14 protein-coding genes and 1 tRNA gene are annotated in these 18185 nt (G+C 54.6%); 7 read left to right on the top strand and 8 right to left on the bottom strand.

Features of this window, described 5'->3' with window-relative positions; genetic code table 11:
• Nucleotides 1–7 precede the first annotated feature (7 nt).
• Both Fuma_RS08735 and Fuma_RS08730 read right to left on the bottom strand, forming a co-directional pair.
• On the bottom strand, nucleotides 8–667 hold the full coding sequence (locus Fuma_RS08735; protein ID WP_145944062.1) for a hypothetical protein: 660 nt from the start codon (nucleotides 665–667) through the stop codon (nucleotides 8–10).
• Nucleotides 621–1766 carry an MBL fold metallo-hydrolase gene (locus tag Fuma_RS08730; RefSeq protein WP_077023789.1) on the bottom strand — a complete coding sequence of 382 codons (1146 nt, stop codon included), beginning with the start codon at nucleotides 1764–1766 and terminating at the stop codon, nucleotides 621–623. Before Fuma_RS08730 ends, Fuma_RS08735 begins: the two co-directional genes overlap by 47 nt.
• 677 nt (nucleotides 1767–2443) lie before the next feature.
• Between Fuma_RS08730 and Fuma_RS08720 the strand changes: the two genes are divergently transcribed.
• Nucleotides 2444–2863 (top strand): hypothetical protein, encoded by a 420-nt coding sequence (locus Fuma_RS08720; RefSeq protein WP_145944061.1) that lies wholly within the window; start codon nucleotides 2444–2446, stop codon nucleotides 2861–2863.
• On the opposite strand, the gene Fuma_RS08715 is transcribed toward Fuma_RS08720, so the two are convergent.
• Nucleotides 2856–3095 carry a hypothetical protein gene (locus Fuma_RS08715; RefSeq protein ID WP_077023786.1) on the bottom strand — a complete coding sequence of 80 codons (240 nt, stop codon included), beginning with the start codon at nucleotides 3093–3095 and terminating at the stop codon, nucleotides 2856–2858. The two genes, Fuma_RS08720 and Fuma_RS08715, sit on opposite strands and share 8 nt — an antisense overlap.
• A 1151-nt stretch (nucleotides 3096–4246) precedes the next feature.
• On the bottom strand, nucleotides 4247–5419 hold the full coding sequence (locus Fuma_RS08705) for an ISAs1 family transposase (RefSeq protein ID WP_077022421.1): 1173 nt from the start codon (nucleotides 5417–5419) through the stop codon (nucleotides 4247–4249).
• 144 nt (nucleotides 5420–5563) lie between these two features.
• Between Fuma_RS08705 and Fuma_RS08700 the strand changes: the two genes are divergently transcribed.
• Nucleotides 5564–6286 (top strand): PEP-CTERM sorting domain-containing protein, encoded by a 723-nt coding sequence (locus Fuma_RS08700; RefSeq protein WP_077023784.1) that lies wholly within the window; start codon nucleotides 5564–5566, stop codon nucleotides 6284–6286.
• A 261-nt stretch (nucleotides 6287–6547) separates the two neighbouring features.
• On the top strand, nucleotides 6548–7225 hold the full coding sequence (locus Fuma_RS08695) for a hypothetical protein (RefSeq protein ID WP_077023783.1): 678 nt from the start codon (nucleotides 6548–6550) through the stop codon (nucleotides 7223–7225).
• Nucleotides 7226–7728: 503 nt separating this feature from the next.
• Here the strand turns inward: Fuma_RS08695 and Fuma_RS08690 are convergent.
• Nucleotides 7729–8034 (bottom strand): hypothetical protein, encoded by a 306-nt coding sequence (locus tag Fuma_RS08690; protein WP_077028190.1) that lies wholly within the window; start codon nucleotides 8032–8034, stop codon nucleotides 7729–7731.
• Nucleotides 8035–8694: 660 nt separating this feature from the next.
• Here Fuma_RS08690 and Fuma_RS08685 point away from each other — a divergent pair.
• The 3 genes from Fuma_RS08685 (at nucleotide 8695) to Fuma_RS08675 (ending at nucleotide 13461) form a co-directional block, all read left to right on the top strand.
• Nucleotides 8695–10839: an acetylxylan esterase gene (locus Fuma_RS08685; protein WP_145944060.1), complete on the top strand. Its 2145-nt coding sequence runs from the start codon at nucleotides 8695–8697 to the stop codon at nucleotides 10837–10839.
• Nucleotides 10840–11096: 257 nt separating this feature from the next.
• On the top strand, nucleotides 11097–12365 hold the full coding sequence (locus tag Fuma_RS08680) for an MFS transporter (protein WP_077023781.1): 1269 nt from the start codon (nucleotides 11097–11099) through the stop codon (nucleotides 12363–12365).
• A 493-nt stretch (nucleotides 12366–12858) separates the two neighbouring features.
• Nucleotides 12859–13461: a hypothetical protein gene (locus Fuma_RS08675; RefSeq protein WP_145944059.1), complete on the top strand. Its 603-nt coding sequence runs from the start codon at nucleotides 12859–12861 to the stop codon at nucleotides 13459–13461.
• Between the two features lie 209 nt (nucleotides 13462–13670).
• On the opposite strand, the gene Fuma_RS08670 is transcribed toward Fuma_RS08675, so the two are convergent.
• Nucleotides 13671–13755: transfer RNA gene (locus tag Fuma_RS08670), tRNA-Leu, on the bottom strand.
• A gap of 235 nt (nucleotides 13756–13990) precedes the next feature.
• The gene (locus tag Fuma_RS08665; RefSeq protein ID WP_077023779.1) at nucleotides 13991–14293 is read right to left on the bottom strand and encodes a ferredoxin family protein; all 303 of its coding nucleotides are present in this window, start codon (nucleotides 14291–14293) and stop codon (nucleotides 13991–13993) included.
• A gap of 711 nt (nucleotides 14294–15004) precedes the next feature.
• Here Fuma_RS08665 and Fuma_RS08655 point away from each other — a divergent pair.
• Nucleotides 15005–15583, top strand: coding sequence for an RNA polymerase sigma factor (locus Fuma_RS08655; RefSeq protein WP_077023777.1), 579 nt, complete (start codon nucleotides 15005–15007; stop codon nucleotides 15581–15583).
• 110 nt (nucleotides 15584–15693) lie between these two features.
• Here Fuma_RS08655 and Fuma_RS08650 read toward each other — a convergent pair whose 3' ends face one another.
• Nucleotides 15694–18150 carry an alpha/beta hydrolase family protein gene (locus tag Fuma_RS08650; protein ID WP_077023776.1) on the bottom strand — a complete coding sequence of 819 codons (2457 nt, stop codon included), beginning with the start codon at nucleotides 18148–18150 and terminating at the stop codon, nucleotides 15694–15696.
• Nucleotides 18151–18185 lie beyond the last annotated feature (35 nt).

The raw sequence follows: 18185 nt of genomic DNA, 5'->3' as shown, positions 1-18185 counted from the left end.
CTGTAGTTCAATGCTGGACGCAACGAACATGACTCAGGTAATCGCCAAGAAAGTGGACATCAAGGCTGTCGTAGTCCATACGGAAGCCACTCCACATGCCAACATTGTACGAGAATAGATTCATCTGTTTTTCCCAGTCTGGCTCGCCAAGCAGCTGAACGACTTCAGAACGGGTCATACCGGTTCGGAGGTGTGCCCATTTGAGGTGTTGAACCATGCTCGCGCGTGGATTGTCAGCGGCCCTGCTTCCATATTGGGCAAGCCAGACGTCTCGGTCGAACACACGACCAGAAAATGGAGAGCAAAGGAACGTGAATAGCTCACAACCACCAAATAGCAGCAACGGTATCGTGAACAAGATGAGGTAACGCTTGTTGCGGTCGCAACGACGGGTGAGACGAGCAGGAAAAGTGACTGGTTCACCAACCTTGCCGCCACAGGACGGACACGCATAACGGTCGTCGGCAAATTGAGCCGAGCATTCTGGGTTCGAGCAGTGAACCAGCATCCGTTCTCCTACTGCAAAAAAAAAGGCTGCCGTAACCGGGCACGAACGGAAGGCTTTGATTTCAGTTGCCGCATGACTGAATGATCCGGTCCACGGCGTTGTTGGGTGCGTTTTATTGGCAGGCGCATGATCGTACGGCTGGGGTTGCATTCCAGCCACTGGCATCACCTTCAAATTCTAAAGTTTGTTTTGGTACATCAACGCCACGGCACAATGTACAGAATCGCCTTTTGGATGGCAGCTTTAGGAACGATTTGCCGGGCCGAGAGCGATACTTGCCATCACTCCTTACAAATGTTCCGTTGTTCATTACAGAGGCAAGCTGAGTGTAAGCGTTCGCATTTGATTCAGCCCCATGATGCGGGGCCGTCACGAGGTATTCGGAATTGGAATTTAGATTGAAGGAGAAGTCAAAATCTGAATCTGCCGAGAACACAACACCGGGGTTCGCATCGGTCGGTGGCACTGAGAATACTAAACTCTCTTTGTTCGCCTTAGTTAAGGCCAAGTATTTCAATGCACGTGCGTCAAGCCGACGGACCTTCACAATTTCCCGGCAGTTCAATGGTAGGATCGTCGAATGCTGCACGGGTTGACCGTTGCCGTATTCAAACCACCTGATTGTGGCACCGACGTGAAATGCCGCCAATGCAATGCTTCGTATTCTGGCGGCGGCCTCTACTGCGTCCGCAAGTATCTTCGCACCGCGCGGGCCATATGGAATCCAAGGGCAAGGTCCAAACTCAAAAAAGTAATCCGCAGGGACTAACGAATCACTCTCGGCACTTGCGTTTTCTAGCGCATCGAGCAACGTTTCGTCCGTGCCCTCGTCGATTTCATTGGGTTGTTCGTTTTCCTCAGCTCGTTGATCCTCTATCGCAAGGATGTCGCCATACTCGTCAAGTGTACCAACCTTGTCGAGGTCTTCATGAGCCGCCTGCCAATCTCCATAGAGCTCGCGAGAAAAGTCGTATGGGTTTGCAAGCAAATCTTTTAGACGCTCTGTCCATCTTCCCGGTAACCAGACCTCTCGACATTGAATTCCAGATTCCAACAGGCCAAGAACGCCATTCGCGTGGTCAGCGTCGTTGTGAGTGCAAATCAATATGTCAAGCTTGGTGCGCGACAACGCAGTTTGAAACTGAGTCGCGATAGCACGAACGCTGCGTCCCCCATCGACAAGCAGGGAGGTGTTTTGATCCTGATAGAAGAATCCGTCACCTTGACCGACAGGTATTGCAACGAATCGGCTTTTCATATGAGCACCTAACGAATTGCGATTTATGCGTTGGGGGAGCGCTGACGTACAGATCGGGTATTGAACTTTTCCACTTCACGTTCGCTGTAAGACGGACTTCATTGTTCCTCGCCCTTGCGAACTCAGTGACGCCACTGAACCCTGTTCCTGACTCAGCATAGCCTAGGGGCGTATCGTTGTCACCACCAATGCGAAGTTGGTCAGTAAACCGGTTTGTCCGGTTCCACCAACCACATTGACACCATCACGTCGCCATGATTTCATTCACGCGAGAACTCATTCAACCAGTGTTCAAAGTCGACGGCGTGGAAGTGGGAAGGCCGGATCGGTGACACTGTGAAACCATGGCCAACGTCACAATCGCTTGACATCATCACCGCACACAAGCCAGACTAGAAAACGGTGGCGAAGGGACTGGCATCCCAACGCCACCTGACCAACACGCCTTTTCCGAAGAAAGACGGTGGCTGCCGTGCATCGTATGCACCAGGTTCATTGCTCGCAAATGGACTTAATCCGGTACAGGATTAAGTCTCAAGCATTTACCCGCGTTCCCGTCTGCGGAATCGGTACGCGCGTTCGTGAGTACATCTTTATAGGTGTGCTGGTCAGCCGGTTTGTCGGTTCGCAATGTTGCGTTCCATCCGGTTTTTAAGTCTGCCAATGGAGCTTGAAAGATGACCACCACCACCGAGACGAACACGACTGATCGCCCTTCTGAACCGGACAAGGAAATCAACAGGATCATGCAGTCATGCGGTTTGGAAACGCCCGGCTTGAGTCGCGTGTACGCAATCGCCTACCCGAAGTTGCGGCTGAGGGAAATTTACTTCCGCGATCTTGTTTCGCTTTGTGAAGCTGCGGGATTACCACAGCCATTCCTTCAGGACATTCTTGAGGGTGGTGAGGACGCCAACAATCCGGAATATGGTGAGTCATTCAACGGTCCCGAAATTAGTGTCGGCTTGACCAGCGATGGAGAATACGTGGTGAGCTTCGACCACTGCAAAGACGCCAGTGTGGCGATGGCATTTGAGTCACTGAAGTCGACCAATGCCGCGACGGAGCTGGAGTCAGAACCGCCAGCGGTCACGTAGCCACATCCACATCAACATCCAAATGCGAACGGTCTGAACTCGCCACAATGCGTTCGGCCGTTCGCATTTTTCGTTTGCACTCCACACAAAACCGAATCCGATGCGTCACTCCAGGCACGCGCCGATGCGTCTTCAGGACTCGCGTTTTGTAGCTTCCGCAATGTGGACATGCCACGCCGAAGCGATCAGCGGAAATGGGTTTGCGAGCCGGTGTGGTTGCTGGTGCTGTCATGGTGTGAGTTTATCGGGATTGCATGACGGCGTCACGGTTTCAGGTGGTTTCGAGGCGGTTTCGGAGTCGACCGGCTGAAAACGGTTCTCCAGATTCGCGTGTGAGGGCCTGCGATGGTGTTGGACGGGGAATGAGTCGGATCGCTGAAACTGTCGTCCCCACAACTGAACCGTTGCAATAGATTTGACAGGTGGTAGCACCGAGGGGTACTTTGGCACTCAGTTTTGCGGGGCGCACCAGTTTCGGAATTCGATTAAGCCATTTTCGGCGTCACGTTTTATAAAGAGGTTTTTCATGCTTAAGAAAGTCGCCTGCCTGTTTTCAGTGCTCTTGGCACCATGCACATTCGATGTTGCTGTAGCAGACATCATTGACCAATCGAACTTGGTTCCCAATGCCAGCTTTCGAATCGCAATTGCTGACGTCCAATCAGTCGCACAGACTTTCGAAGTAGGCGTAACCGGAGTTCTAAGCCGAATTGATCTGCAGATCTCAAAGAACACGCTGGCTGAGGGAGACCTCTTATTTTCCATCCGCAACACTTTAGCAGGAATCCCAGATCCGCTCGAAAGCAACTCGCTGTTTCAAACCACAATTACGCTGGACTCGATTCCAGAGATCAATGGCGGAAGTGGCCCGACGCCAGTCACTTCCATCGACGTTTCATCTGCCGCAATTGCTGTGTTCGATGGAGAGATATTTTCCTACTCGCTAAGCCGGAGTGGAGGGCCGTTCGGTTCTCCCCCTTGGGCGACAAGCGCGACAAACAATGGCGTGTATAGCAACGGCAGTATTTACACAAGGCCGGGCACTGTCGCCGCATGGAGTCCGGCGTCAACCGGGGATGACTTGGGATTTCAGACACACGTGACAGCATCAACAGTCCCTGAACCTGGATCTTTCGTGGTATTGAGTCTGATAGGTGTCTCGTGTTGTGTGCGTCGCTGTCGTCAAACGCGAAACTTTGCCAAAGCAAGTAACGTCTGACCGTTCAGTCAACACGATAGCGCCGCACATTCACCCAACAAACTCAAAGCCAGCGTAGGCAAAAACGCTGGCACGTTCGTCTGATTCTCGCACCGCACGACATCGTGGACACTTCAGCCCGCTTGCGCATCTGCGACCGGCATTTCCACCAGGGCCAGCGCATACTAAGTTGTTTTGCCGGTAAGGATTTGCATCAAATAGTCAATGTTCCATCCGGCCATTCTTCTTTTCATGACGTTGCTTTGTTTGCCAGGATGTTTCTTGATGAGGCTGAGTGTGAGTCGTCTGAGCCATGACAAATTGTTCGCGAAGATTCGGTTTCGGACTCGACTCTCATCCTCGCGGTAGGTCATGTCGAGACTCCAGTGCAGCGTGTTTTCTATGGCCCAGTGACCACGAACCGTTGTTGCGAACAGCTCGCCTTTGCGACGCAGACTGCTGATGTAGTAGCGAACGTCAGAATGATGAATGCCGTCCTGCTCGTACATTCGGATCGCCGTTCCGATGGTCTTGAGTCCGGCCCATTTGTGGCCCACGTCAAAATCGACAGGCACGGTCGCCTGATAGTAGATTCTCTGTTCCTGCCGACCGTGTCCCTTCTCTGTTTCTTCATAGCGACTGACGGGACAGCGAGCGAAGTCATCCTCCAGGTGATCGAGAAAAAACTTCTGCACGACCTCATAGAGTTTCGGTTGGTTGCCTTTCAGGGCTAACACATAGTCTGCATTGCCAGACACGATCTGCTGCGCAATGTTTTTTTGACAACCCGCTGCGTCAATCGTAATGATCGCCTCATCGATATTGATTTCGTTCAGTAATTTCGGGATCGCGGTGATCTCGTTCGACTTCTCTTCCGTCGCCACCTGTCCCAGAGAAATCCCCTGATCAGAAGCCCACGCACTCACGATGAACAACGCACCCAGCCCATTCTTTTTGTCATGTGATCGACGGAGTGCTTTGCCATCAATCGCAATCTGTTTTCTGTAGCCTTCTTTCTGTTCGTCGGAAAGTCCTTCCAGCGATTCAATCCATTGCACGAAGCACGCTTGAAAGTCGTTCGGCTTCAGGAGAGAAAGGACGCGCCGGTACGTATCTTTTTTCGGAATGCCATGCGGAAGTGCCAGGTGTTTCTGCAGGCCATCGGCATTCAGTCGCGCCCATTCCGCAATCGCACTGGGGCCGTCGGCGTTGGCCAGCACTCCGCAAATGGCGATCACAATCACATCACCAAGCAGATGCAGACGATTGATGTTGGAACGCGGGTCTTTCAATTGATCAAAGTAATGAACAATGTTTCCTGTCAGCTCCTGGGTGACCGCCAGTTCAACTGTCGACATCTCTTGTCCTCTCCTCGTGAAGTCCGATGTTACGACACGAAAAGACTAACCAATACTCACTTGTCGCGCCAGCCTAAATTGCCCAAAGTGCGCGCTGGCCCTGGCATTTCCACACCCCGCAAATCTTCCACTGAGCGAATACACATGAACAGCTCGTCCATCCTCACTTTCACCGTTTTGCTGACTTCGTTCTGTGGAATTTCGGAAGCTGGAATCATCGATTCTTTCGAGGTCGGCATGCAGTCCGTGACGGCAAATGCTGCCAATGGAAATGTGTCGAATTTGATAGAGAATCAGGATCCATCACAACTTGTGAACGGAGAACGTCGGTTGACGATTCAGGGGCAGATGTCAGTTGGATCCATCGTCGCGAATGTTGATACCGCAAATGGACAACTGTCGTTTGTTTCGAATAACCCGGCCTACACTTCACCGTTTCTTGGCCGTCTAATGATTGAGCACGTCCCCGGCAGCCGAGCGGACGTGTTCGACCTGTCACCATTCCAGAACAGCTCTTACGTTATCGACGTCGGCTCAGCGAATCTGGGAGTCATCGGGCCGAATTTTGAGGCAACCGTCGGAGTGAGTTCACCATCGGGCATACAGGAACAGGTCATCGATTTTCGCTCCTCACCAACTCCCTACAGTATCGTCGTGCCGATGTCTGATTTCTCGGGAGTAGACCTGTCTCAGGCGTACAGCCTCCGTCTTGATGTGACCGGACTATCCTCGACGGCTAATTTCACACTGGATGGCATTAGCTTTACCGATACCGCCGCCGTGCCGGAACCTTCAACATGGATTGGGTCGATCGCTGTGTTTGGGCTGGCAGGCATGATGATTCGCCGCAAACGACGGGTGGCGTAGTCGGTCGCACGTTGACAATCAAGGATGTGCTCGTGTTGCCCTCAGAACCGGGCGCATGACCCGTTAAACCGGCACGCGGAACTCCCATTCTTCCTGATCAGTAAATCTTCCGCGAGTTACTCAGAGCAGCCAGCCGTCAGCGTCGATGACCAGTGTGCTGGATCAAATGAAAGATCCGCCAGCCGGTGAGCAGCTTCTCAAGCCTCCCTGAGCTGCCCCGCCTTGGCCATCCCGGCCCACTTATCTCTGAGAGGAACAGCCATGTTTTTCGCGTCTCTAATCGCCGCTTCTGTATTCGCAGTCAACAATCCGCAGGCGGCCGACAGCGTCGCAAGGTTGCTGCCAACGCTGTCACATTCCATCGCCGCCATTGAAACGTTGCCTGTCGACAAGCCGGAAGCACCCGAATCGGCCGTTGCAATCAGCGTTGAAGAAACGACTCCGGATACCACGACGCCCAAAGCTGACGACATTGTGAAGGCGGAGAATGTTATTGAGCTGGAACTGGATTCGCCGGAATTCATCGTTGGCCTCGAACATCCGGCCGGCGTGTGCGAAGAATTCCTCGAGCCATTGGTATTGGAAGTCACGCAAGATCACGCTGAAGCCCCTCCGGAGTCGCTCCCAGCGGCCGTGGACACACTGGTGGCCGCTGAAGCCGAGCACGTGCCTAATGCCACTAAGGATGCAGATGAAGGGCCTGCGACAGATGCAGCTATCGAGACAGCCACATCCATTGAGCCATCGACGGACGCCGTACCAATCAACGATGTAAGCGTTGAAACGAACAGCTTGTCCACCTCACCATTGGACAGCAAAGAAGTGGCCATCAAGGCCGCTGTTCCAGCCGAACTTGCAGAGTCTTGGCCACACCTGAGTGACCACACTCGCGCAACCATTCTGATGCTGATTGAAGCTGATCAAATGGTAAAGAGCTAGACCGCGTTTCGGGGAAACAACGGGTGTCGCGACACCTGCAGAGGCATCAAATCAGATAAATCTGAACATTCTTTTGGAGAGCAAACCCAGTGTTTTATGGGGTTTGGTGGTCCTAAACCTGCTTTAGGAAAGCCACGCTCTATCCAGATGAGCTACGGGGACGTGGAAGCTATTATTATGTTTCGACAGCGTTTTCGGTCGCTGGGTTTCTTGGGGACACCCGCTCCGACACCTGCCGACCATCGGAGTTCCAGAAATTGACCGGACCAAACTCGGTGTCGAATTCATGGAAACCATACAAAAAATTCGCCATGTTTGCTCACGGAAACAGGCGGTCGTGTAAGAAAATTGAGCGGAATCAATAGCTTTCCGAGACTCCGAACGGCAATAACGCGGCTGCGGCCCTCGTTGACTATCTGGATGAATGCGACGGTGTACACAACAACAGAGCCCCGCGCGGCCAAGTGTTCGGGTGAATTGCTCTAAGCTGAGATTGGGGCAGACTATGGTGAGCAACCGAGGTTGATAAGCGGCGGGTTACTGCGAATGATTTCGCCTGTGTCCGACACCTTCAGGTAGTAGGACGATCGAATGTGGAAGGTCTTTGAGAAGGCAGAATCCCCGATCGACTCCAACTGCTCCCAGATGTTGACCCGGTAATTGCCGTCGTGGTGCTGACACACTTCGACACGATGCAGAAGTGGCAACGTGCCGACCTTCTCCAACACCTGCGACGTGATCTTGTCCGTGTGGTTCGACACCGCTTCGGGTTCATCTTTGCTCGGCGCGGCGTGATCGTCTTGTGCCATTATTCCCTCAGTTACTAACAGGTCATGAAATGATGGACCGTACTGTACCCGATTCCAGTGCAATCCGGGGTAGAATGCCTGAGTTCTTTCCTTCAGTATCAAGATGGGCCGATATTCAAGAGGCGTGCACTCCGCGTGGGGGCTGGTGCCCAAGCGAACTTGGCGGACGGTACTTGCTGTCAGCCGACCGCCAATCCGTCCCGGCGCCGGAGCCGATTCCACGTCGCTAACAACCTCGTACTCACGATATTCGTCTGCCAGGCGCCTGTTGAAACGTTTTTACAGGCGTTGTGCTACGGACTCGTCCGCGAGTTGCATTAGGCAATGCCTTCGAGGACAGGATGGGCAGGAAGACGGTGAAAGACGTGTGTTCGATTGGCGTTCTTCCGCGGAGGTCTTGGGAATGACGCACCGCCAGAATAGTCGGGCCACAATTGAGCGACGGACGATATCGGGTACGATCAGTGTGCCGCCTGGTTCGTTCGCGATTGTTGACGGCAGTTTGTGCTGAGGTGGCGTTTGTCGTTTGTACCGCACGCCGCGCTTTGTCTCTGCTTCGAATTCTGACGTAGCGTGCGAGCCTTAGGTGCCAGCCCGCTGAACAAATTCATCGGATGGCAGCGTGGTCTTCGAAAAGTTTCTTCAACACCGGAGAGTTTGATGCGAATTGTTGCCATCGTCCTCATGTCACTTTTGTCGGTTCAGCCGGTCGTCGCTCAATCGCCGCGTGCGTATCCTGTCGGAGAGATTCCTGCGGACTCGCGAGTTGGTGAACTTCAAACATTGAACGGTTACTTTCCCTTCAAGGCCGTGGCCGACAAAGCGGACTGGTCGCAGCGGCAGGCAGACATCAAGCGACGCATTTTGATCTCGCAGGGGCTATGGCCTGAGCCTACCAAAACTCAGCTCAACGCCGTCGTTCATAAGAGAATCGAGTTTGAGGACTACACGGTCGAAGCCGTCTACTTCGAATCGATCCCCGGCCATTTCGTGACGGGGAGTCTGTATCGCCCGAAGGGAAAGAGCGGGCCGTTCCCCGCGATCCTGTGTCCGCATGGCCACTGGAACGATGCGAGATTCTATGACGCTGGCGTCGATGCGGCGGAGAAACTGATCGCCACTGGTGCTGAACGTTTCGTAAACGCAGGCCGCAACCATATTCAGGCACGCTGTGTACAGCTGGCTCGCATGGGATGCATTGCGTTTTTCTATGACATGACGGGCAATTGTGATTCGATTCAAATCGGACACCGTCCGGACAAGTCTGACCATCTTGATACGGCTGAGAATTGGGGCTTCTTCGCCACACAGGCTGAACTCCGTTTGGAAAACATGATGGGACTGCAGACGTGGAATTCGGTACGTTCGATTGACTTCCTGCTGGAACAACCGGACGTCGATTCGAACCGTATAGGCGTCACCGGCGCCAGCGGAGGTGGAACTCAGGCGATGATCATCGCGGCTATCGATGATCGGGTGACGGCGGCTATGCCGTGCGTGATGGTTTCGACGGCGATGCAGGGTGGTTGCACTTGCGAGAACGCTCCTTTGATGCGAATTGATCAGGGCAACGTCGACATCGCTGCCGCCATCGCACCTCGACCGCTGGGGCTGACCGCCGCAGACGACTGGACCAGGGAACTGGAGACGAAAGGCTATCCCGATCTTCAGAATCTCTACGCGATACTCGGACACAAGAATCGATTGACGGCCGTGTTCCAGACGCACTTTCCTCACAACTACAACCATGTCAATCGCGTGGTGATGTACGGTTTCTTCAACCGACATTTCAACCTGGGCTTTAAAGAACCCATTCTCGAACGCGACTTCGATTTGCTTTCGAAAGAGCAGTTAACCGTCTGGAACGAGCAGCATCCCGGACCGTCCGGCACGGACATCGGCGACAGCCACGAAATCGAGCTTTTGAAGTTGGCGACCGCGGATTCTGATGAGCGTCTGGCCGACCTGATCCCGAGCAATGGCAATGAATTATCTGAATACCAAAATGTAGTTGGCAAGGCCTGGCAAACGATCCTTGGTCGGCGATTTGACGCCGTCGGCGACGTGAAGTTTACAGACACAAAGCAGGTTTCCCTCGATGGCATTCAGTTAACGGTTGGTCGCCTGAACCACTTAGATGCGGGTGAACAGATTCCCGCCGCGATATTGAAGGGCAGCAACGTAGATCAGAAAGGTGTCGTGGTCTGGATCACTGATTCCGGGAAGTCTGGTCTGCTGAGTGGCGATGGAGTCATTGATTCCGTCGGGGAGGCACTGAAGTCCGGATACACCGTCGTGACGGCAGACCTGTCTGGCCAGGGTGAGTTCCTGAAAAATGGTGAGCCACTCGAGTCGCAGCGGATGTGGTACCAGCGAAGAGGCCAGGCAGGATGGGAACGATTCTCTGGCTACACATATGGCTACAACCATTCGCTGTTTGCGAAACGCACGCACGATATTCTGACGCTGATCAAACACGCCAGGTCGGTGGCCGGAAAACAGGACGTGGAACTCATTGGAGAAGGCAGGACGGCGGGTCCACTTGTACTCGCGGCACGTAGTCAGGCGGGCGATACCGTCACGAAAACGACGGTCGACCTGAAAGGGTTCCGGTTCGAAGACCTCACAAAGCAGGACGCTCCGATGTTTGTGCCGGGAGCCGTCAAGTACCTTGACGTTGACGGGCTTCTGAGTGTTTGTGCTCCGTACAATGTTTCTGCATCCGGGATAAGCGACGCCCCCGTTGCGAGCAAAGTGTATGCAGCGGCCGGCGCGTCGGAAATGCTGAAGGTGTCCGGCGAGTGATCCAGCTAGCTGGATAGGGACAGCGATGTGAGCAGAGGTTGGCCGCGATTTTGGGGTTGGGCCGGAACGAGGACTCCCGCATTCGGGACTTTGCCGAACGTCGTTGACTCGACATGTGTCGTTAACGATGGTTCGACCAACTCGCGAGAACCTGTGCCCCCGTATGCTGTCCCTGCCACACCGCCGCCAAAATCGCTACCTCATTAAATATATCTCCCGCCTTAGAACGTGACGCTGACAGGCATCCGGGATGGATCATGTTAGCCATTGCAGCGGCCACCGTGTTCATGTCGGCGCCTGGGCAGTCGTTTTCCGTTGCGGCTTTCGTCGATCCAATGCTCGAAGAACTTGGCATCGACAGAACGGGCTATTCGATCGCGTATATGACGGCCACCCTCATCGGGGGCGCACTGTTGCCGTTCATTGGTCGGCTCGTGGACCGCTTTGGTGCTCGAAAAATCCTGCCACTAGTTGCGGTCGGTCTGGGAGGTGCCTGCACGTGGATGGGCCAGGTCGGAAGTCTCGCCGGGCTTTACGTCGGATTCACGATGATCCGTTGTTTGGGCCAGGGTTCGCTGACACTGATCGCGAACTGGATTGTAGGCGAATGGTTTCACGACTATCGAGGTCGAGCGGCTGGCATCTGTGCCGTTGGTGGAACGGCGTCTGTGTTAATTGTTCCGCAGGTCAACAATTTATTGATCGATTACTGCGGCTGGCGAAACACATGGATCGTTCTGGGCGGAATTGTTTGTGGCCTGTTGGTCGTCCCCGCCGCTGTGTTTCTACGCGATCGTCCTGAGCCGTTGGGGTTTCTTCCCGACTGGCGCTTTCCAGTGAACGAAACTACGAAACCTGAAGCGGCGGACACGCCGATGCAGACTGTCGAAGCTTCGCATGCCGACGCCGTACCGTTTATCTCCGAAAAATCTTACACCGTTAAAGAGGCGATTCGGTGTTCTGCGTTCTGGAAGATTGCATCGGTCGTCGCCACTGTCTCACTGGTTGGCACGGGATTGATGTTTCATCAGGTTTCGATCCTGAACGAAAAAGGAGTTTCCCGCGCGTTGGCTCTCAGTGCGCTGGGAGTTCAGGCAGTAGCGGCCACAGTGTCAACATTGATTGCCGGCTACCTCATCGATCACATGCCCGCGCGTTTTGTACTGGCATCGTCGATGGCGCTGGAAGTCTGCGCGATTCTGCTGCTGATATTCCTGCCGTCGCCAGGATGGATCTTTCTGTACTCCGCGTTGCTCGGACTTCATGGCGGAATCATCCGCAGTGCCGGGAGCATGGTCTGGATCAACTATTTCGGCAGGCAACACCAAGGGGCAATTCAGGGAGTTTCTATGTCCATCATGGTATTCGCCGCCGCGATCGGACCAGTGCCGGCAGCAATTGCCGACGACGTCTACGGCACCTACGGCCCCGCCCTGTGGGCATTTCTCGCCCTGCCAATCATCGCCGGAGTCGCCATCCTCTCGGCCACTCCCGTTAGCATTGATCACTCCACCGAACAGACTTGAGAAAACGCACCGCCGAGCCCCGTCGCGCAACCGTAATATCTTGTGTGCGTGATCTTGTGGTGTGCGGGTGCAACTCTTCACGGTTGCACGCCAGATCGATGTACACGCCGACCAGTTCCGTGTGAAGAAGATGAAGGCTCATACATGCCCGTTTGAGCCGCGTGGTCTAAGAACTTAAACAAGCGACCTGACACAACAACATCACGTGCGGGCGGAAGGCAAGTGGCCAGCTTCGGCGAGACATTCGCATCGTGGATGTTTGTGAGGAGAAGCAAGCTGGGGCCGCGGAACCGCTTGCGTTAGGCCTTACGCATGATACAGGTGGACTGTTTGGCGGGGCGGGCCGATTGGTTGGGCGTTTTGGCACTTTTTCACGCAACCCAGTACGGTCTGGCAACGACAAAGGCTTAGCAACGAGTTCTCTGTTTGTCGTCGGACATTCGGACAAGTCGTTTCCAAACCGGGCCACATGTTTCCTGAAGAGAAATCGATCATGCCATACGCACGTACCAACTACACACTAATCGATGTCGGCACGATGCTGGCGGGACGCGTTAACGTTAGCGTATCAGCTGGCGGCGGAGGCACTGCAGCTCCGAATCCACACGCGGGGCTGCACGTACCGACAGACGAGCTGCACAGTCATCCGTTGTTCCAGAAGGCTCGTATTAGTTCCGGGGACGTGGGCACTCATTCTGTCGCCAAAGACACTAATCAGCTGAAGGCTTCGCTGTTGCGAGCCCTCAACTCCGCCGCGATGCAAACTGAACTGGCGAAATTGGATCCACCAGCGCCACGAGCCATTCCGGTGGGGGCTCATCCCAATCATGCGGCCAACCTTCAGGCCAGAAACACAGCGGCAGCCCGCATGCCGGTAGCTCAGAAAAACAACATCTGGGTGAACATCAACTTCAACACACCGCAGGGAGAAGTTGATGAGTTTTCGGACGCTGGAGGTAGCGTGGCGACGCGTCAGTTCCGGTTCCGTTGTCTTGGCGTCAAGTTGATGGTGAATCCCGGCAACCGCGATGTCCCGATCATGCAGACCTGTGTGCCGATGGAAAACCCGAAGGCTGGCGGCGTTAACATTGCGTGATAGCCGCTGCCAACTGCCGCGCGATGGCCGCCGTCAACTGCATCGCCCAATCGCTGGCTCGTTCAGGTTGACCAACACCTGAACGAGCTCTTATTCGACCACGCTCATTGCGACCTGAGAGCCGCCGCTGCGGAGGCCGGTCGACGCGTGATGGCCCGGAAACACCGGTCCGCGCAATAAAAAACCGTCCTGCAAAACAGGACGGTCAATGCTCTGGAGAGGACTCGAACCTCCACGGGATTATCTCCCACCAGCCCCTCAAGCTGGCGTGTCTACCAATTCCACCACCAGAGCAAATCTGTGTCTAACTCTTGCTGCGATTCTAATAACCGATCTGCCGCATCAAATGCGGAGGACACGACATGTCCGTTGTGCGTTCGGTGAGCCGCAGGCACAACAATAGCAGCCGGGAAGTGCTGCCTTCAAGTAACTGAGCACCTTCGGCGGGAACAAAAAAGACTCCGCGACAAATCCGTCCCGGAGTCTTTGAATGTCAACAGCCTCGCGGGACAGCGTTGGCGAGACCGATCTACTGGGCGGACGGGCAGTTGCCGTCGCTTTCGGCCATTGATGTCTTCTGCTCAGTAATTACTGGCCACTGAGGCGCCATTTCGGCGTTCAGTTCGGTGTAGGCCGCCCATTGTTCGGGAACGTTGTCTTCGTGGAAGATCGCTTCCACGGGACATTCCGGAACGCAAGCCTCACAGTCGATGCATTCGTCCGGGTGAATCACGAGGATCGATTCGCCTTCGTAGAAGCACTCAACGGGGCAAACAACAACGCAGTCGGTGTATTTGCAATTGAAGCACGGTTCAGCAACAACGTGAGTCATCTCATTACCTTTCAGACATCTATAAAGGTCTCAAACCACTCGACAGCAAGTGATGAGAACCGGGTTTGAAGACATTCCGGAAGACCTTGCGATCGATCCCGGCAAACGCATCGTTAAGCGGTGGTGCGAAATACAACAGTCACCGCCCGACAGCCGGGTTTTACGTCATTTGTGTCGGCAATTTCCATCTCTCAACCCACAACAAACGCCCCGTAGGCATATTGAGACCGAATCTCGATGCGAAACCCGAAGTTAAGCGCGGATGGCGTGTTGGGCGTGGCTTGGGAACCTGTCCGGCTTCTGCGGCTTCGGCATCCCAAAATCCGCCCTGCAGCACGCCATTTCAACGAAGCTATGCCGTGAAAACGGAAGCCACGCACCGCAAACGGATCGATATTTTAAGGGGGAAGGATCGGCGAAATCGGTGGAACCTCCACGAGCGAGCGTTGTCTTGGAGGCTGTAATTACCACGTTTGAAAACACGATGTTCAATACTGAGCGTGGATGCGGAGCGGTGAGGTCTGAAGGCTGAAGACGCCCGAAAACCGCCCGGTTATTGTGAATTTGGTAACAAATTGCGGGCCAATCCTCTAAAAACAATCAGTTTCCTTCGTGTTTGGTATTTCGAATGCTCAGAATTAAGGGGACGCAGCGTAATACTGGGAGAGGAACTTTTGGCTTCGCCCCGGCTGGTTTGCACGGTCTGAACTCATGCCACTCACTGAAAAAGACAGAAAACTCGTAAACGATCTGCTTTCCGGGGCATCCGGAGCGTGGAATCTGTTTGTGGACCGTTACGCAAACCTGATCGTGCAGGTCATTCGACACACGGCATCGGCTCATAGTTTAAAGCTTAACGCTGACGACGTGGACGATCTGACGGCGGAGGTCTTCACTGCGTTGTTGGACCGCAATTTGGCAGCGATCCGTGCGTTTCGTGGGCGTAGTTCCTTCGCCACCTACTTGACAGTGATTGTGCGTCGCGTGGTGCTTCGAAAACTGACGCAGCGACGATACCTGCAGGCCTTCGGCCATGTGAAGGCTCACCAGGCAAGCTTTGCTGAGACCGCGGATGACGGTAGTGCGAATCGCGTTGATGCGAAGGACGAAGTGGATTCGCTGATGACGCGGTTGCCACAGAACCTGCGATCTGTCGTCGAGTCGTTTTATTTGGAAGGCAAAAGCTATCGTGAGATCAGCCGCCTGTTGAGCCTGCCGAAGAATTCCATCGGGCCGATGATCGCACGAGCCAAAGACTTGCTGCGAAGTCGCGAGCCGGAATCTTCTTAAGCTCGATCACCTGAACGCTCGTTGATCGACATTCACGACATCGGCTTCCGTATGTTGGCCTCGTGCTGAGTTCAATTGGCCGCTTCCGACGCCTGTGCCGCCGGTAAACATCAGCCGCCGATCGCAACCTTCATAAAGTAGAATCGCGACCTGTCACGGCGTTCTCGAAAGTCTTCCAGCAGGTCCAGCAGCGATGGTTGGTAGTCGATCTGTTGAGGTCGGTTGCCGGAACGAATGACGACTACCGTCTTTGCCAGGTCCAGTTCTGGTATATCGGGTGACAGGCGGACAAAGCCATTGCCGGGTAGCGAGCGAATCCGAATGGCGTTGGCTTTCTGGTTAATCTCCGCCTGAACGTGGCCTTCTGATTCCGGGCGGTCGTCGGGTGAAAGGGGTTCGTCGAGACTTGTGAATCGAGGTTCGATGGAATCCATGCCAATCCATCCCCAGCTTAGATCAGTGCTGCGAACGGTGGTTGCATCGATCCAGTCGCTTGGGGCGGAACGCTTTTGCACTGCCATCCATTCGAATAGCTGCGGAAATTCCTCAGCATATGATTCGACGCCGCGTTCCGGATAGCTGACCACCATAGCGTTACAATATTCCAGTCGTCCGCGAGCGTGAATCCGTGACAGCATGCGGTTAAGCAGCGGAATCATTCTTGTGGGGTAGTGCGGCTGTCGGGTGCCGACGATCACATACCATGGAAGGTTCGACGAATTTTGAATCGTCCACAGCAGATGCTTTCGCCCCAGCCCGGAGATGGGGATGACGCCGGCGAACAGGTCAGGGTGAGCGGTCGCGATATCCATCGCCGCGTCGGCGCCGACTCCGTGTCCGGCGATGAACACTCTGTCGCTGTCGATCGACAGGCCCTGCTTTAGTCGCCGAATCAGTCCCAACATTTGTGCATGTTGAGTCGCTGTGGCCGCGTATCCCGGGTCCGTGGGTGGCAACAAATCCGGTACGGCCAGGACGTAGCCGTGGCGATTCGCATAGTCCTTCCACAACTGCAACGTCGCCTTTAAACCGCTACTGCCGTAGGGAATCGCGATCAACAGAGGATACTCGCGCGTGTCGGCGTATTCTGATGGAATCTGGCCGAGGCAACCGGTTTCTGTGTCTGAGCCTTCTGTTGTGAACAGTCGGGCATCGTCCCACGCACCGGCTTGTGGCTTTATCGAACCGTCGGAGGGAAGATGCCGCAGCAGCATCGCCATTCTTTGGACCGAATAGCCTTCTGCCTGTTGCATCTTTTCTCGCAAGTCGTCGCGTGCTCGCGATTCGCTGTCGCCTGTCTTCATGTAGTCAGCCAACAAATACCGAATTTGAAACAGGCCAAATGCGTCCGCGAATTCGTCGATCGCATTGTCGGCGCCCAACAGCCAGCCGGTTGCGGCCAATGCAATTTTGGCTTCGGCCGATAGGCCTTCGTCCTGCCAGACCAGTTCATACGCGGCAAGACGCGGTAGTGAGTTGGCGTCCAGTTCTCGTTTGAGTTCTGTGCACATTTGAGTCGCGTCGCGGCGCAGCGTTTTGTCGTCCACATCGCCAAGCAACTTGTCCAACGACATCGACACGATTTGCAGACGCCGGTTTTCTTCATCCATCTGCTGGATGAACTGCCGGGCTCGCACACGCACTACGGGATCCAGCTTTGGGTCTGGCCATTCCCGGGCGTAGCGCTCGGCGGTGGAATCTTTGCCAACAGTTTTCATCCGCTGTAGTTCGGCAACAATTTTGTCGCCCGCTTTGTCGTTCCAGATCTCTATCGAACGCTCGCACCGCTTTTTCAGATCGGGAAACTGAAGTGCGATGTCGTCCAGCAATCGGCGTGACGCATCAAACTTGTCCGCTTGCATTAGCATTTGGGCGAGGTTCAGCTGTGTCTCGCCATCGTCGAAACCTTTCACGTGTGTGATGACACCCGGCTGACCGAGGCCGGAGTAGAGCGTGCCGTCGGGAATGGAAGCCAGTGAAACCCCGTAGACCCAATCATGAGTCAGCCCGCGCACCTGAGCCGAGAGTGAGTTCAGGCCGACGATTCCGACGTCAATTTTCAGAGTCCGACCTTCCGCAAACGTCAACTCAACAAAAGACCGGCCGTCTGGCTGAAACGGATTCTTCTCATGCAATCCAATCGCGTAGACCAGCGGCTTCCGACCGTCGAACTTCTGCATGATGCGGAAGTCAGCCGCGGGGATTGCCGCGTTGTCAGGCACAATTGGGCCGCTCATTCGGTTGGCCACATAATAGGCACGAAAACTCTGATCGATCTTCTTCAAACTCAGGCTCGCAACCGGCCGGGGATCTCCGGAAAGGGTTGCCCCGGACGTGCACAGTCCGCGGAGGATCAGCCCGTTGTCCAGCAAGACTGATCCCGGTGTGACATCGTCAGGCGGCTGAGCAATCGTGCGAGAGTGCCCCATCGGCAAAGCCAGGGACAGCAAAAGCCCCAGCAAGACTGCGGTCTGCGGCCTGGCATCTGCAACGGATTGCGGCAGCCAGGCTTTTGCAGCGAGTTTCTGAGGTCGACGCGGTTCGATCATTGAAATTTTGGCAGCCATGCAACGGGTTTCGGCGTTCGCGAGAATCAGTCGGA

This window comes from Fuerstiella marisgermanici (assembly GCF_001983935.1).
GTDB lineage: Bacteria > Planctomycetota > Planctomycetia > Planctomycetales > Planctomycetaceae > Fuerstiella > Fuerstiella marisgermanici.
This window is presented reverse-complemented; position numbering and strand designations above follow the sequence as displayed.